A 14,264-nucleotide genomic window follows, 5' to 3' on the forward strand; every position below is an offset into this window, starting at 1 on the left:
CTGCCATCTTTTCGTCGCGGCTTGTTTGACTATATCGGCCCGCGACACCGAACATCGGACGAGAGCATGAACGAAGAACCGATCAACGAGAACGACGTCGAAACGCCCGAAACCGAGCAGACCGAAGCGGCGGCCGAGAGCCCGGTCGCCGCGCTCGAAAGCGAGATCGTCAAGCTGAAACAGGACGTCCTCTATGCGCGCGCCGAGACCGAGAATGTCCGCCGCCGCGGCGAGAAGGAAAAGGCCGATACGGCGGCTTATGCGGTGACGAAGTTCGCACGCGATATCCTGTCGGTCGCCGACAATCTGTCGCGCGCCATCATCGCGATCCCGGCCGAGCTGCGCGAGGACGAACGGGTCAAGTCGCTGATCGCCGGCATCGAGATGACGGGCAAGGAGATCGACAACATCTTCCAGCGCAACGACATCACGAAGATCGAGTCGGTCGGTGCGAAGCTCGATCCGAACAAGCATCAGGCGATGGTCGAACTGCCCAGCGACGCCGAACCCGGCACGGTCGTTCAGGAAATGCAGAGCGGCTACATGATCAAGGACCGCCTGCTGCGCCCGGCGCTCGTCGCTGTCGCGAAGGCGGCGGAGTAAGCCTTAAATCCTCCCCGGTACGGGGAGGGGGACCGCGAAGCGGTGGAGGGGGCGAGAGGCTGGGCGGTATCGCTTGTGGCCCACCCCCTCCGACGCCTTCGGCGCCACCTCCCCGTTCCGGGGAGGATTTGCCTACTTCAAATGCCGGTCGATGATCTGATTCTGCGCGCGCACGATGCGGGCGTGCTGCTTCTTCGATCCGAAGCGCGAATAGATCAGGCTTTCGAGCCACAATTTCGTGCCGAACTTCTTGCGCCGGTAATTGGCGATCACGATCCGGTCCTGGATGCGGAACATCGCGCGGCGGAAGATCGAGGGCGCCTTGACGGTGCCGCTGAGCAGATAGCCGTTCTGGAGCAGCCAGCGCGCGCCGCGGAATTCGGCCGCCGAGAGATCCTTGGGGTCGGCCTTGCGCCACTTGCCCACACTGTCGCCATGCGGTGAGCTGTAGGTCGAGCTTTCCGAATAACGGAGCATTTCGGGGCCGAAGGTCAGGCCCAGAAAGTCGGTTACGCGGCGCAGTTCATATTCGGCGTCGCGCGCGACATTTTCATATTTGACCGTGATGAAGCGATCGTCGGGCAGCCGTTCGGACAGGGCGTGCCAATTCTCCTCGGCATCGACCCACAGCCGGATGCCGCGCCACATATTGCCCGCCCAGCCCATCGGGATCGTCGAGAGCGCCACGTCGCGCCCGTCGCGGACCAGGTGGATGAAGCGCGCGTCGGGCCACAGGTGGAGCAGCCGATCATAATGGCGGTGGATCGTCATGCCGACGACGGCGGGATTGCCCTTGGTCGCCGCGATCTGATCGAGGAAGTCGTTGGCAAGGCCGACGAAGTTCAGCCCCTGCGCGATGTTGAGCTTGCGATTGCCGAACACGCGATCGAGCGAGAGCATCCGCAGGAACGCCTCGCGCTTCATGAAGCGGCCTTCGGGCGTGATCGCATCGACGATGAAATCGCTTTCGCCCGCAAAGGCGATATCGGGATGGTGGCTGAGCATCAGCCGCATCATCGTCGATCCCGATCGCTCGGCACCGACCAGAAAGACCGGCGATCGGCGCCCGTTTTCGTTCGGCCCCGCGATCGGCATCAGTGCGACATGCCGCCCATGTCATGTTCCGCGCCGGCGGCGATCGTCTTCGCCTCCGCCTCGAAGCTCTTGCCGCTGGCGAAGCGGAAGAGGAGGGGGATGGCGGTGCCCGGCTTGATCGCGGCGTCGACGCCATAGAGCATCGCGTGATTGCCCTCGGGCGAGAAAGCCACCGTGCCGCCCGCGGGGATCGCGACTTCGGCGATCGGCGTCATCGTCATCATGCCCCCGGACATGCCGCTCTGGTGCAGCTCGATCTTTTCGACGACCGCGCTGTTGATGCTGACCAGCTTGTCGTCGGCGGTGCCGCCCTTCAGCTCGAAATAGCCCGCCGCCGGGCGTCCGGGGACGGGGGAAAGGCGCACCCAGGCATCCTTGACGCGCGGCTGATCGGCCAGCTTTGGCTTGCACGCGGTGACGGCGATGGCGGCCGTCGCGAGCAGGATGATGTGCCGCACGGGAATCTCCTTCGAAAATCTGCTGTCGAATAGGCGGCGCGAAGCCTTGCGGCAACAAAATCCCCCCCTATATCGCGCCAGTCAATTGCAGGCCGAAATCATGCTCGCCTCGTTAACTGGGGGTGTGGTGGCCTGAACCGAATGGGGCTGAAAGGAACATAATGGCTAAGGTTATCGGTATCGATCTGGGCACGACCAACAGCTGCGTCGCCGTGATGGAAGGCGGCAAGCCCAAGGTGATCGAAAATGCGGAAGGCGCGCGCACCACGCCGTCGATCGTCGCATTCGCCAAGGATGGCGAGCGTCTGATCGGCCAGCCGGCGAAGCGCCAGGCCGTGACCAATCCCGACAACACGATCTTCGCGGTGAAGCGCCTGATCGGCCGCCGCTTCGACGACCCGGTGACCAAGAAGGACACCGAACTGGTCCCCTATCACATCGTGAAGGGTTCGAACGGCGACGCATGGGTGCAGGCCGGCGGCAAGGATTACAGCCCGTCGCAGATTTCGGCCTTTACGCTGCAGAAGATGAAGGAAACCGCCGAAGCCTATCTGGGCGAGACGGTGACGCAGGCCGTCATCACGGTTCCGGCCTACTTCAACGACGCGCAGCGCCAGGCGACCAAGGACGCCGGGCAGATTGCGGGCCTCGAAGTGCTGCGCATCATCAACGAGCCGACGGCGGCGGCGCTCGCTTATGGCCTTGAGAAGAACGACGGCAAGACGATCGCGGTCTATGACCTTGGCGGCGGCACGTTCGACATCTCGATCCTCGAGATCGGCGATGGCGTGTTCGAAGTGAAGTCGACCAACGGCGACACCTTCCTGGGCGGCGAAGATTTCGACTCGAAGATCGTCGAATATCTGGCGGCCGATTTCCAGAAGTCGGAAGGCATCGACCTGACCAAGGATCGCCTCGCGCTCCAGCGTCTGAAGGAAGCCGCCGAAAAGGCGAAGATCGAGCTGTCGTCGGCGCAGACGACCGAGGTCAACCTGCCCTTCATCACCGCCGACGCGACCGGCCCGAAGCATCTGGTGAAGGCGATCAACCGCGCCGACCTGGAGCGTCTGGTCGATCCGCTGATCCAGCGTTCGATCGAGCCGCTGAAGAAGGCGCTGGCCGATGCGGGCCTGAAGACCGGCGACATCGACGAAGTCGTGATGGTCGGCGGCATGACCCGCATGCCCAAGGTCCGCGAAGTCGTGAAGCAGTTCTTCGGCAAGGATCCGCACACCGGCGTGAACCCTGACGAAGTCGTCGCGATGGGCGCCGCCATTCAGGCGGGCGTGCTGCAGGGCGACGTCAAGGACGTGCTGCTTCTGGACGTGACGCCGCTGTCGCTGGGCATCGAGACGCTGGGTGGCGTGTTCACCCGCATGATCGATCGCAACACCACGATCCCGACCAAGAAGTCGCAGGTCTATTCGACGGCCGACGACAACCAGAACGCCGTCACGATCCGCGTCTTCCAGGGCGAGCGTGAGATGGCCGCCGACAACAAGATGCTGGGCCAGTTCGATCTGGTCGGCATCCCGCCGGCGCCGCGCGGCGTGCCGCAGATCGAGGTCACGTTCGACATCGACGCCAACGGCATCGTCAACGTCAGCGCCAAGGACAAGGGCACCGGCAAGGAGCAGCAGATCAAGATCCAGGCCTCGGGCGGCCTTTCGGACAATGACATCGATCAGATGGTCAAGGATGCCGAAAAGTTCGCCGAGGAGGACAAGAAGCGCCGCGCCGCCGCCGAGGCGAAGAACAACGCGGAAAGCCTTGTCCACACCACCGAGCGTCAGCTCGAGGAGCATGGATCGAAGGTCGATGCGGCTCTGAAGGGCGAGATCGAGGCGGCGATCGCCGAGACCAAGACGGCCATCGAATCCGGCGATGCCGGCCAGATGACCGACAAGGCGCAGGCGCTCGCGCAGGTCGCGATGAAGCTCGGCCAGGCGATCTACGAGCAGGAGCAGGCCGCGGCGGCTTCGCCGGGCGCCGAGGCTCCGGCCGATGACAATGTGGTCGACGCCGAATTCTCGGAAGTCGACGACAAGAAGGCGTAAGCCTGTCACATGTGTAATGCGTTCTCCGGCCCCGTCTTCACCGACGGGGCCGGTCAGCATCTTGCGGGGGCGTGATGGCTGACCTCGATTATTACGAACTGCTCGAAGTCGAGCGCACCGCCGACGACAAGACGATCAAGACGTCTTACCGGCGGCTGGCGATGCAATGCCATCCGGACAAGAACCCCGGCTGCGCCGACAGCGAGGCGAAGTTCAAGGCGATCAGCGAAGCCTATGACTGCCTGAAGGATCCGCAGAAGCGCGCGGCCTATGATCGCTATGGCAAGGCGGCGTTCGAACAGGGCGGCTTCGGCGGCGGGCGCGGCGGTCCGCAGGGCTTCGAAGGCTTTTCGGATATCTTCGAGAATATCTTCGGCGAGTTCATGGGCGGCCGTGGCGGCGGCGGGCGCCAGAGCGTGCGGCGCGGCGCGGACCTGCGCTACGACATGGAAATCACGCTGGAGGAGGCGTTTGCTGGCAAGCAGGCGTCGATCACGGTCGATGTTGCGGTCCAGTGCGACACCTGCCACGGCGCGGGCGCCAAGCCCGGCACCAGCGCCAAGACCTGCGGCACCTGCGGCGGGCATGGCAAGGTGCGCTCGCAGCAGGGCTTCTTCATGGTCGAGCGGGCCTGCCCGGCGTGCCACGGCGCGGGGCAGGTGATCTCCGATCCGTGCGTCGACTGTCATGGCGAAGGCCGCGTGGAGCGCACCAAGACGCTCGACGTCCGCATTCCCGCCGGTGTCGACGAAGGCACGCGCATCCGCCTGACCGGCGAAGGCGAGGCGGGGGCGCAGGGCGCGCCTCCGGGCGATCTCTACATCTTCCTGCACATCAAGGCGCACGAACTGTTCGAACGCGACGGCACGACCCTGTTCGCGCGCGCGCCGATCAGCTTCACGACCGCAGCGCTCGGCGGCGCGATCGAAGTGCCGGGACTGGACCGCAAGGTCCACGAAATCCGCATCCCCTCGGGCATCCAGTCGGGCAAGCAGATCCGCCAGCGCGGTGCGGGCATGCCCGTCCTCAACGGGCGCGGGCATGGCGACCTCGTCATCCAGATCGACGTCGAGACGCCGACGCGGCTGACCGCGAAGCAGAAGGAACTGCTCGAACAGTTCCGCGAAACCGAAACCGGCGAGGAATGCCCGCAATCGAGCGGCTTCTTCTCCCGGTTGAAGGGGATGTTCGGGGACTGAATCCCTTTACCGTCACCCCCGCGAAGGCGGGGGCCTATCCAGTCTTGTCTGAAGCGACACCGCTTGTGATGAGAGCGGATAGGCCCCCGCCTTCGCGGGGGTGACGGTGGTTGTCAGCGATACACCGCGTCCAAAGCCGCCATCGACGGCTCATGCGTCAGCACGCAGTGGAGCGGCGTCACCGTGACCCAGCCGGCCGCTGCCGCCTCAAGATCGGTGTCGACCGCCGCGCTGTCGAGGCGGCTGGCGAGGCGGAGCCAGTAATAGGGGAAGCCGCGCGGGTCCATGCGGCGCTCCATCGTGGCGCCGCCATAATCGCGCAGCCCCTGGCCAACGACCTTGATGCCCTGCACCGCGCGAGGATCGACCGCCGGGAAGTTGATGTTCACCAAGGTGCGCGGCACCCACGGGGCGTCGAGCAGCGGGCGCAGCGCGCGCTCGCCCCACGCCTCGGCCGCGGCGAAGCTGACATCGGTGCCGGGGCCGTCATTGCCCTTCTTGGTGTAGATCTGGCTGAGCGCGACCGAGCGGATGCCCGCCAGCGCACCCTCCATCGCGGCGGCGACGGTGCCCGAATAGCTGACGTCCTCGGCCAGGTTCGAACCGCGATTGACGCCCGAGAGGATCAGGTCGGGCGGGCCGTCCTTCATCACCTCGGTCAGCGCCATCATCACCGCGTCGGTCGGCGTGCCCGCGACGGCATAACGCCGCTCGTCGATCTGGCGCATCCGCAAGGGGCGCGTGAGCGTGAGCGAACGGCCCGCGCCCGATTGCTCCTCCGCCGGGGCGACGATCGTGATGTCGTCGGACAAGGTCCGCGCGATCGCCTCCAGCACGTTCAGGCCCGGCGCGTTCACGCCGTCATCATTGGTGAGCAGGATGCGCATCAGAAGGCGCAAAGCTCGGTCAGGCCGCCCATATAGGGGACGAGCGCCTGCGGGATCCGCACCGAGCCATCGGCTTGCTGGTAATTTTCCAGCACGGCGACGAGCGTGCGGCCGACCGCGAGGCCGGAGCCGTTGAGCGTGTGGACGAAGCGCGTGCCCTTCGTCTCACCGGCGGGGCGATAGCGCGCGTTCATGCGGCGCGCCTGGAAGTCGCCACAGTTCGAAACGCTGCTGATCTCGCGATATTTCTTCTGCCCCGGCAGCCAGACTTCGAGATCGAAGGTCTTGCGCGCGCCGAAGCCCATGTCGCCGGTGCACAGGAGGACGCGGCGATAGGGAAGGCCGAGTTCCTCGAGGATCGCCTCGGCCGCGCGGGTCATCTCCTCATGCACCGCGTCGGACTGTTCGGGCGTGGTGATCGCGACCAGCTCGACCTTTTCGAACTGGTGCTGGCGGATCAACCCGCGCGTATCGCGGCCCGCCGCACCCGCTTCGGATCGGAAGCATTGCGTCAGCGCGGTGAACTTCGTCGGCAACTCGGCCTCAGCCAGAATCTGCTCGCGCACCATGTTGGTGAGGGAGACCTCGGCGGTGGGGATCAGCCAGCGGCCGTCGGTCGTGTGGAACAGATCGTCGGCGAACTTGGGCAGTTGCCCGGTGCCGAACATCGCCTCGTCTCGCACCAGCAGCGGCGGGATCACTTCGGTGAAGCCGCGCGCGGTCTGCCGGTCGAGCATGAACTGGCCCAAAGCGCGCTGGAGCCGGGCGATGCCGCCCTTCAGGATCGCGAAGCGCGCGCCGGAAATGGCGGCGGCGGATTCGAAATCGAGGCCCAGTTTGTCGGCGAAGTCGGGATGCTCCTTCGCCTCGAAATCGAATTCGGGCGGATGGCCCCAGCGATGCTGCTCGACATTCTCCTCCTCATCCGCGCCATCGGGCACGTCGGCGGCGGGGAGGTTCGGGATGGCGGCGAGCGCGGCGGTGAGATCGGTGTCGACCTGCGCGCCCTCGGCTTCGAGCGCCGGCATACGCTCCTTGAGCGCGGCGACTTCGGCCATCAGGGCGGCGGCGGTCGCCTCGTCCTTCTGCGCCTTGGCCTGTCCGATCGCCTTCGACGCATCGTTGCGGCGCGCCTGCGCGGCTTGCAATTCGGTGGTGATCGCACGGCGGCGTTCGTCGAGCGCGAGCAGCGCGGCACTTTGCGACGCGGCGCCACGGCGGGCGAGGGCGGCGTCGAAAGCGGCGGGATCGTCCCGGATCAGGCGAATATCATGCATGTCCGCCCTATGGCCGTCCCGATGCTCGCGCGCAACGGACTAGGAATGGCGGATATGCGAGACTTTACCCCGGCACAGGCTCGTTTCGCCGCTGAAAGGTGGAACTTTGGCGCCGATTCGGGAGTCGTTTCCTTCGAGTGACAACTTCGAGGAGTATATATTGTGACTTTGCGAGCTGTTTTTCTTGCCTCTGCGTTCCTGACCGCGGCTGCGGCCCCGGCGCTTGCGCAGGACGCAGCGGCACCCGCCGCCGCGACGGCTCCGGCCGCAGCCAAGGCGAACGTCGCCGCGGGTGCTGCCGTCACCGATGCCAAGGGCGGCGCGGTCGGCACGATCGCATCGACCGATGGCACCAACGCCGTGATCGACACCGGCGTGGTCAAGGTCACCGTTCCCAATTCGGCCTTTGCGCAGGGCGACAAGGCGTTGCTGATCGGCATGACCAAGGCCGAGCTTGAGACGCAGGCGAAGGCGGCTTCGGCCGACCAGAACGCGCAGTTCCTCGCCTCGCTGGCGCCCGGCACCGCGGTTTCGGACCCGCAGGGCGGCGCCGTTGGCACGATCGAGGCCGTCGAAGGCGAGACCGTGACCGTCGCCACCGCCAACGCCAAGGCAAAGCTGCCCAAGACGGCGCTCGCCAAGGGCCCGAACGGCGCGATCATCGGCATGACCGCTGCGCAGCTTGAGGAAGCCGCGACCAAGGCGGCGACCCCGCCGGCGGGCCAGAACTAAGCACTTCCGAAACAATCGGATCATGGAGCCCCGCTCGTGCGCAACGATCGGGGCTTCACTGCGAATAAAAAGCTGTGAATGACTCGCAAGTGTCGCTTGTGCGGGCGTTAACGCCTGTCTATAGGCCCGCTCGGGCAGAGGTCGAGGAGCGGCCGAAGGGCGGCAGTTCCGACACCGTATAAGAGCGGTGAATAGGATGGCGACGTTGCTAAGTGGCGTTTCGAATCCGGATAAGGTTCCCCATTTTGAAATGGACGACGGATACCGGCCGTCGTCCGACGAACCCTTCATGAACGATCAGCAGCTTGCCTATTTCAAGGGCAAGCTCCGCGCGTGGAAGGATTCGATCCTGCGCGAATCGGCCGGCACGCTCCAGCAGCTGCAGACCGATACGCTGCGTGAGGCGGACCTGACCGATCGGGCTTCTTCGGAAACCGACTGGTCGATCGAGCTTCGCACCCGCGATCGGCAGCGCAAGCTGATCTCCAAGATCGACTCCGCGCTGCGCCGGATCGAGGACGGCGAATATGGCTATTGCGAGGTGACGGGCGAACCGATCTCGCTCGGCCGGCTCGAAGCCCGCCCGATCGCGACGATGACGGTCGAGGCGCAGGAGCGCCACGAGCGGAACGAGAAGATCTCGCGCGAGGAATAGGCGGGGGCTGGCGAGTGGTCGCCGGTCTATCCTCTTTTGTCACCCCGGACTTGATCCGGGGCCCCGCTTCTTCCTTCTGAAGCCTTCTCCCGCCTGCGGGAGAAGGTTTGGATGAGGGTCTTCTTCCCTCTTCTCAGGTATCGAGGAGGTGAGGCAGACCCTCACCCCAGCCCTATCCCGCAAGCGGGAGACGGGGCAAGAAGAAGCGGGACCCCGGATCAAGTCCGGGGTGACGCTGGTTCTTGTGGTGGGCTGCACCGCAAGACGGTTCTCTGGCGTAAAATCAGGACAGGAAGGTCGGCGCGTCCTGCCACGGGCATCCGGGCGGAACTGTAGTCGGTAGTGGTGCGGGCGCGGCTGGGGCCGATCGGAGCGTTCGACGCACACCTGCTGTCACCAGGTGCGGGGCGAGGCCCGTGGAGTGGCTGCGGCCATTCTTCGAGGGAATGGCCCCGATCATTGGGGTGCGGCGGGGATCTGTCCGGTCGGGGCTACCCGGGATGCGGTTGCCCGCAGTGGATCGGCCCTGTCTTCCCGTCTTTATCCGTCACCACGCCCGCCTGATCGGCGGTTTTGTCCAGCACGCGCCGGCGAGAAGCGATGCGCATCCGCTTCTGAACCGGATGACTTCGCGCCGACCTTGGCCCGGAAACGGAGCGAGCTCTGCCCCGGGCCGGTCCTGCATTCCCCGCTTCGCCTGTACCGGACGATGAGGAACGGGTGGGTTATTAACCTAAATGGTTCTTGATGTCAAGATAAAGTTCACTATTTGTTCCTGTCTCGTCATTGCGAGCGGAGCGAAGCAATTCAGGCCCGCATGGGAGAGGCGCGCGACCTAACTCCAGTGCGGGCCTGGATTGCTTCGTCGCCTGCGGCTCCTCGCAATGACGAAGTGGGGAGGCGAGGGAGGTGGGGAAGCACGAAATCGTCGAGCCGCTTAACCCTTTGTCCAACATTCGGTGGTGAAATGGCGCCCTTCAAGGACGGTGGCGGATGACCAGGCGAGCAGCGAGCAGGGACGATCAGGACAGGCGCAAGCCGCGGCAGCGGATGATGCTGCTCGGCACGATCAGCGCATGCGGCGATGTCGCGCGGCCGCGCCAGCCGATCCGTATCCGCGATCTTTCGGCGACCGGCCTGATGGCGGTGTCCGATACCGCTTATGATCAGGGCGCGATCGTCGACGTCGAGATGCGCGGCTTGCCGCCGGTGCGCGGCGAGATTGCCTGGGTGGATGGCAAGCGTTTCGGCGTCACCTTCGCGCTGCCGATCAATCCGCTGCTGGCGCGTCAGCCGCTTGCCAAATCGCTGCCGCCGCGACTCGCGGCTGCGACCAAGCCGCTCCGCCGTCCGGGCTTCAGGGTGGACTGAAGACGGACGCGAACGACCTGGCCCCGCCTGTCGGCGTGGTAGTTTCGATCGGGCTGTAAAACGAAGGGCGGGCTTGAGAAGCGCCGCCCTTTTCGGCGTTAAAGCCTGGCGATCGCTTCCTTGATTCGAAGCTTCTGCTTCTTGAGCTGGGCGATCAGAATGTCATCGGGCGATGGCCTGCGGTTCTCCGCTGCGATACGCGCCTCGATGCCTGCATGCTTGGCTTGAAGGGCGGACGAATGACTGGTCAACATTGGGCATGTTCTCCTTTCATCACCGACAGACCGACGAGTAGATCATGCTTTGCGAGTCGTGTCGCGTCATAAAAACGACATCGATCCTTCTCCGGACGCAATTCGTCGCGTTGTGCACGTAACGAATTGAAAAGCGGGTTTCCGGCGCGCTCGGCGCTTGAGCCGGGGGCGTTTCCCGCTAGAATCATGCGGGGGAACGATGGAGACGACCGCCTTGGACAGCGAGGTCATTAATCGGCGGATCGAACTGTTGCGGCAGGAGCATCGCGACCTCGACTCGGCCATCGACGCGCTGCTGTCGGCCAATGCGGTCGACCAGCTTCAGGTCGCGCGCATCAAGAAGCGCAAGCTGCGCCTGAAGGACGAGATCGCGCTGCTCGAGGATATGCTGATTCCGGATATCATCGCTTAGGGGCGACCTGCCCCCAACCAGCTCGTCATTGCGAGAAGCTGAAGGCGACGAAGCAATCCAGGCCCGCACTGGAGTTAGGTCGCGCGCCTCTCACATGCGGGGCTGGATTGCTTCGCTTCGCTCGCAATGACGAGGTGGGGAGAGGGGCGGCGCGCAAGGGCGCTCAAGCAAAAAGGCCGGACCCTTGCGGACCCGGCCTTCTGTCATCGTTGAGGGACGCGAGGCGTTACGCCGCGGCCTTCTCCGGGCTGGCGTCGATCACTTGAGCGGGTTCGACGCCGTCGATCGCGATGCGGCGCGGCTTCTTGTGCTCGGGGATTTCGCGCACCAGCGAGACGTTGAGCAGGCCGTTTTCATAGCCGGCCGCCGTCACCTTGATGGTGTCGGCCAGCTGGAAGCGGCGCTCGAACGCGCGCTTGGCGATGCCGCGATGCAGATATTGGGGCGCATCGGCGCCTTCGATCTGCTCCCCGGCGCGGCCGACGATCACCAGGACATTGTCCTGCACGGTGACGTCGATCTCCTCGCGGCTGAAGCCCGCGAGCGCCATCTGGATGCGATAGGCGCCGTCGCCCGTCTTCTCGATATTATAGGGGGGATAGCTGTCGCCCTCTCCGCGGGTCGCAAAGTCGACCAGGCGATTGAGATTCTCGAATCCGATCGAGGACCGCAGCAGGGGAGCGAAATCAAGAGTACGCATAAGGGGTCTGTTCCTTCGAAAAGCGATTTGACCAGTTGCGCCCGCGGGCAACCCGCCGGGCTTGTCGCCTGCCGCCCCGAATGGGCACGGCCGACGGCTGGGAGATGGGAGCAGGGGAGGGGAATTCAAGGGAGCCGTCATCCCGGCGGAGGCCGGGATCTCAGGAGGTAGGGGAGGCGAGCGGGTCGCAAGGGCCTCCTGAGATCCCGGCCTCCGCCGGGATGACGAAAGGGAGCGTCAGTCCTTCTTCGCGTCGAGCGCGCGGATCATTTCGAGGTGCTTGGAGACGGTGGGCGCGATGGCGCCGGCGGCGGTCTTGAGCGACGCGTTGTCGCCGTCCTTGGCGTAGCCCTGCATCAGCGTGAGCGCGTCCTCATGCGCGTCGACCTGCTGGTCGATATATTCCTCGTCGAAGGCGGCGCCTTTCAGGCCCTTGAGTTCGGCGAGGTCGTCCTGCTGGTCCTTGGTCAGCGCGGCGTCCGGCGTCAGCGTGCCGGCGGCGGCCTTGATGTCCGCGCTCGATTTGGTGTGCGCGGTGATCATGTCGGCGGCGAACGCCTTCACCTCGGCCGAGGCGGCGTTGGTGGCGGCGAGCTTGGCGGATTCGATCTCGAACGCGTCGCTCTTGGCAGCGGTGTTGATGAATTCCTGCGCGGTCGGCGTCGGCGTGACGGCAGCCTGCACATCCTCCATCGCATTGCCCGCAACCGCGCCCGCCTGATCGGCGAGGTCGCTGGCGGTGTTGGTCGCATCGGCCGCCGCCTGTTCGGTCTTGGGGCCGCACGCGGCGACGCTGAGCGCAAGCAGAGCGGCCGAGCTGGCGAGGATCAGTTTCTTCATGGGGTCTCTCCGTATCGTTCCGGCTCCCAACGTATTGAGATATCGGACGTTCCATCCGCGCCCTTGCCGCGTGACCGCCGCTGGCATAGCCACAGGCAAAAGAACGGACTTTTGGGGGAGTTTCGGAAGATGGCGACTGCCGACGTGGCATTCGACGCGAAACGCGATCGGCTGGTGATCTTCGCCTCGACGCTCGGCACCGTGTTCGAATGGTATGACTTCTTCGTCTATGGGACGCTGGCGAACATCGTCGCCGGGCATTTCTTCCCGTCGGACAATCCCGCCGTCAGCTTCCTGATCTTCCTGGCCAGCTTCGGCGTCGGCTTCGGGATGCGGCCGCTGGGCGCGCTGCTGTTCGGCGTGCTGGGCGACAAGCTGGGTCGCAAATATACCTTCCTCGTCACGATCGCGATGATGGGCGTGGCGACCGCTCTGGTGGGCGTGCTTCCTACCTATGAGGCGATCGGGGTGACGGCGCCGGTGCTGCTGGTGTTCCTGCGCATCCTGCAGGGGCTGGCGCTGGGCGGCGAATATGGCGGGGCGGCGATCTATGTCGCCGAACATGCGCCCAACCATCGGCGCGGCTTCTATACCAGCTTCATCCAGGCGGGGGTGATCGGCGGCTTCCTGCTCAGCCTGATCGTGGTGCTGACGTCGAACATCTTCATTTCGACCGAGGATTTCGCGGAATGGGGCTGGCGCGTGCCGTTCCTCTTCTCGCTGATCCTGCTCGCTATCTCGCTGTGGGTGCGGCTGAAGCTGAAGGAAAGCCCGGTCTTCATGGCGATGAAGGAGGCGGGCGAAGTCGCCGCCAATCCGCTCAAGGAAAGTTTCGACAGTTGGGCGAAGGTGCGCCGCGTGCTGGTGGCGTTGTTCGGGATCGCGGCGGGCCTGACGGTGATCTGGTACACGGCGCAGTTCCAGGCGCTCTATTTCATCCAGAGCGCGCTTCGGATCGAGGATACGCCCGCGCGGCTGATCGTGGGCGGGGGCGCGGTGTTCAGCCTGTTCTGGTTCGTCCTGTTCGGCTGGCTGTCCGACAAGGTGGGGCGCAAGAAGCCGATCCTGATCGGCTATGCGCTGACGATGCTGCTGCTATTCCCGCTGTTCCACTGGATGGCGGCGGCGGGCAATCCGGGGCTGGCCGAGGCGATGGAGCGCGCGCCCGTGGTCGTGACGGGCAGCGACTGCCGCTACGATCCCTTCGCCAGCAAGGGGCAGGAGACGCCGTGCGGGCGGGTGCTCGATACTTTGTCGAAGAAGGGTGTTGCCTACACCAAGGTGGAGGGCGCGCCGGGGGCGGCGCCCGCGGTGACGATCGGCGGCAAGCCCGTCGATGCGAGCGATGCGGCGGCGCTGGAGGCGGCGCTCGCCGATGCAGGCTACAAGCTGGAGAAGATGACGCCGCCGATCGGTGCGATGGTGAAGATGGTGCTGTGCATCGTCGGGATCGGCTTCCTGTCGGGCATGACCTACGGCCCCGTCGCGGCGCTGCTGGTCGAACTGTTCCCGGCGCGGGTGCGGTACACGTCGATGTCGGTGCCCTATCATATCGGGACGGGCTATTTCGGCGGTTTCCTGCCGTTCATCAGCCAATATATCGTCGCGCGGACGGGCGATCCCTTTGCGGGACTGTGGTACACGATCGCGGTGGTGGCGCTGGCGTTCGTCGTGACATTGTTCGGCCTGCCCGAGACGAGCGGGAAGGAACTGGAATAGAGCGC

The 14,264-nt window shown here is 65.1% G+C and carries 15 protein-coding genes; 8 read left to right on the top strand and 7 right to left on the bottom strand.

Features of this window, described 5'->3' with window-relative positions; genetic code table 11:
• Positions 1–66: 66 nt before the first annotated feature.
• Positions 67–603, top strand: a complete 537-nt coding sequence (grpE, locus tag EOD43_RS07200) for a nucleotide exchange factor GrpE (protein WP_127742456.1) — start codon at positions 67–69, stop codon at positions 601–603.
• 132 nt (positions 604–735) lie between these two features.
• Here grpE and EOD43_RS07205 read toward each other — a convergent pair whose 3' ends face one another.
• Both EOD43_RS07205 and EOD43_RS07210 read right to left on the bottom strand, forming a co-directional pair.
• Positions 736–1,698 carry a sulfotransferase family protein gene (locus EOD43_RS07205; RefSeq protein ID WP_127742458.1) on the bottom strand — a complete coding sequence of 321 codons (963 nt, stop codon included), beginning with the start codon at positions 1,696–1,698 and terminating at the stop codon, positions 736–738.
• The gene (locus EOD43_RS07210; RefSeq protein ID WP_127742460.1) at positions 1,698–2,156 is read right to left on the bottom strand and encodes a copper chaperone PCu(A)C; all 459 of its coding nucleotides are present in this window, start codon (positions 2,154–2,156) and stop codon (positions 1,698–1,700) included. Before EOD43_RS07210 ends, EOD43_RS07205 begins: the two co-directional genes overlap by 1 nt.
• A 161-nt stretch (positions 2,157–2,317) precedes the next feature.
• Between EOD43_RS07210 and dnaK the strand changes: the two genes are divergently transcribed.
• The gene (gene dnaK / locus EOD43_RS07215) at positions 2,318–4,213 is read left to right on the top strand and encodes a molecular chaperone DnaK (RefSeq protein ID WP_127742462.1); all 1,896 of its coding nucleotides are present in this window, start codon (positions 2,318–2,320) and stop codon (positions 4,211–4,213) included.
• Positions 4,214–4,287: 74 nt separating this feature from the next.
• Positions 4,288–5,412 (top strand): molecular chaperone DnaJ, encoded by a 1,125-nt coding sequence (gene dnaJ / locus EOD43_RS07220; RefSeq protein WP_420822434.1) that lies wholly within the window; start codon positions 4,288–4,290, stop codon positions 5,410–5,412.
• Positions 5,413–5,525: 113 nt separating this feature from the next.
• Here dnaJ and surE read toward each other — a convergent pair whose 3' ends face one another.
• Both surE and serS read right to left on the bottom strand, forming a co-directional pair.
• Positions 5,526–6,299: a 5'/3'-nucleotidase SurE gene (surE, locus tag EOD43_RS07225; protein ID WP_127742466.1), complete on the bottom strand. Its 774-nt coding sequence runs from the start codon at positions 6,297–6,299 to the stop codon at positions 5,526–5,528.
• The gene (serS, locus tag EOD43_RS07230; protein ID WP_127742468.1) at positions 6,299–7,576 is read right to left on the bottom strand and encodes a serine--tRNA ligase; all 1,278 of its coding nucleotides are present in this window, start codon (positions 7,574–7,576) and stop codon (positions 6,299–6,301) included. The genes surE and serS overlap by 1 nt, the downstream gene beginning before the upstream one ends.
• A 162-nt stretch (positions 7,577–7,738) precedes the next feature.
• Between serS and EOD43_RS07235 the strand changes: the two genes are divergently transcribed.
• From EOD43_RS07235 to EOD43_RS07245, 3 genes are all read left to right on the top strand, one after another.
• Positions 7,739–8,308: a hypothetical protein gene (locus tag EOD43_RS07235; protein ID WP_127742470.1), complete on the top strand. Its 570-nt coding sequence runs from the start codon at positions 7,739–7,741 to the stop codon at positions 8,306–8,308.
• Positions 8,309–8,504: 196 nt separating this feature from the next.
• Positions 8,505–8,963: an RNA polymerase-binding protein DksA gene (dksA, locus tag EOD43_RS07240; protein WP_127742472.1), complete on the top strand. Its 459-nt coding sequence runs from the start codon at positions 8,505–8,507 to the stop codon at positions 8,961–8,963.
• Between the two features lie 993 nt (positions 8,964–9,956).
• Positions 9,957–10,334: a PilZ domain-containing protein gene (locus tag EOD43_RS07245; RefSeq protein WP_127742474.1), complete on the top strand. Its 378-nt coding sequence runs from the start codon at positions 9,957–9,959 to the stop codon at positions 10,332–10,334.
• Positions 10,335–10,432: 98 nt separating this feature from the next.
• On the opposite strand, the gene EOD43_RS07250 is transcribed toward EOD43_RS07245, so the two are convergent.
• A complete protein-coding gene (locus tag EOD43_RS07250; RefSeq protein WP_127742477.1) occupies positions 10,433–10,588 on the bottom strand; it encodes a YdcH family protein in 156 nt (51 codons plus the stop codon).
• A gap of 199 nt (positions 10,589–10,787) precedes the next feature.
• On the opposite strand from EOD43_RS07250, the gene EOD43_RS07255 reads away from it, so the two are divergent.
• Entirely contained in the window at positions 10,788–11,000 is a 213-nt protein-coding gene (locus EOD43_RS07255; protein ID WP_420822435.1) for a YdcH family protein, read from the top strand.
• A 226-nt stretch (positions 11,001–11,226) separates the two neighbouring features.
• Here the strand turns inward: EOD43_RS07255 and EOD43_RS07260 are convergent, their stop codons facing one another.
• Both EOD43_RS07260 and EOD43_RS07265 read right to left on the bottom strand, forming a co-directional pair.
• Positions 11,227–11,700 (bottom strand): Hsp20 family protein, encoded by a 474-nt coding sequence (locus EOD43_RS07260; protein ID WP_127742479.1) that lies wholly within the window; start codon positions 11,698–11,700, stop codon positions 11,227–11,229.
• 237 nt (positions 11,701–11,937) lie between these two features.
• Entirely contained in the window at positions 11,938–12,540 is a 603-nt protein-coding gene (locus EOD43_RS07265) for a DUF4142 domain-containing protein (protein ID WP_127742481.1), read from the bottom strand.
• A 129-nt stretch (positions 12,541–12,669) separates the two neighbouring features.
• Here EOD43_RS07265 and EOD43_RS07270 point away from each other — a divergent pair, with 129 nt between their 5' ends.
• Entirely contained in the window at positions 12,670–14,259 is a 1,590-nt protein-coding gene (locus EOD43_RS07270) for an MFS transporter (RefSeq protein WP_127742483.1), read from the top strand.
• The last annotated feature ends 5 nt before the right edge of the window (positions 14,260–14,264 follow it).

This window comes from Sphingomonas crocodyli (assembly GCF_004005865.1).
Lineage (GTDB): Bacteria > Pseudomonadota > Alphaproteobacteria > Sphingomonadales > Sphingomonadaceae > Rhizorhabdus > Rhizorhabdus crocodyli.

What these genes read in the sequence shown, in the direction of transcription:
- grpE (WP_127742456.1), top strand. Translation starts at nt 67, where the DNA reads ATGAACGAAGAACCGATCAACGAGAACGACGTCGAAACGCCCGAAACC.
- EOD43_RS07205 (WP_127742458.1), bottom strand. Translation starts at nt 1,698, where the DNA reads ATGCCGATCGCGGGGCCGAACGAAAACGGGCGCCGATCGCCGGTCTTT.
- dnaK (WP_127742462.1), top strand. Translation starts at nt 2,318, where the DNA reads ATGGCTAAGGTTATCGGTATCGATCTGGGCACGACCAACAGCTGCGTC.
- dnaJ (WP_420822434.1), top strand. Translation starts at nt 4,288, where the DNA reads ATGGCTGACCTCGATTATTACGAACTGCTCGAAGTCGAGCGCACCGCC.
- surE (WP_127742466.1), bottom strand. Translation starts at nt 6,299, where the DNA reads ATGCGCATCCTGCTCACCAATGATGACGGCGTGAACGCGCCGGGCCTG.
- serS (WP_127742468.1), bottom strand. Translation starts at nt 7,576, where the DNA reads ATGCATGATATTCGCCTGATCCGGGACGATCCCGCCGCTTTCGACGCC.
- dksA (WP_127742472.1), top strand. Translation starts at nt 8,505, where the DNA reads ATGGCGACGTTGCTAAGTGGCGTTTCGAATCCGGATAAGGTTCCCCAT.
- EOD43_RS07245 (WP_127742474.1), top strand. Translation starts at nt 9,957, where the DNA reads ATGACCAGGCGAGCAGCGAGCAGGGACGATCAGGACAGGCGCAAGCCG.
- EOD43_RS07250 (WP_127742477.1), bottom strand. Translation starts at nt 10,588, where the DNA reads ATGTTGACCAGTCATTCGTCCGCCCTTCAAGCCAAGCATGCAGGCATC.
- EOD43_RS07255 (WP_420822435.1), top strand. Translation starts at nt 10,788, where the DNA reads ATGGAGACGACCGCCTTGGACAGCGAGGTCATTAATCGGCGGATCGAA.
- EOD43_RS07260 (WP_127742479.1), bottom strand. Translation starts at nt 11,700, where the DNA reads ATGCGTACTCTTGATTTCGCTCCCCTGCTGCGGTCCTCGATCGGATTC.
- EOD43_RS07265 (WP_127742481.1), bottom strand. Translation starts at nt 12,540, where the DNA reads ATGAAGAAACTGATCCTCGCCAGCTCGGCCGCTCTGCTTGCGCTCAGC.
- EOD43_RS07270 (WP_127742483.1), top strand. Translation starts at nt 12,670, where the DNA reads ATGGCGACTGCCGACGTGGCATTCGACGCGAAACGCGATCGGCTGGTG.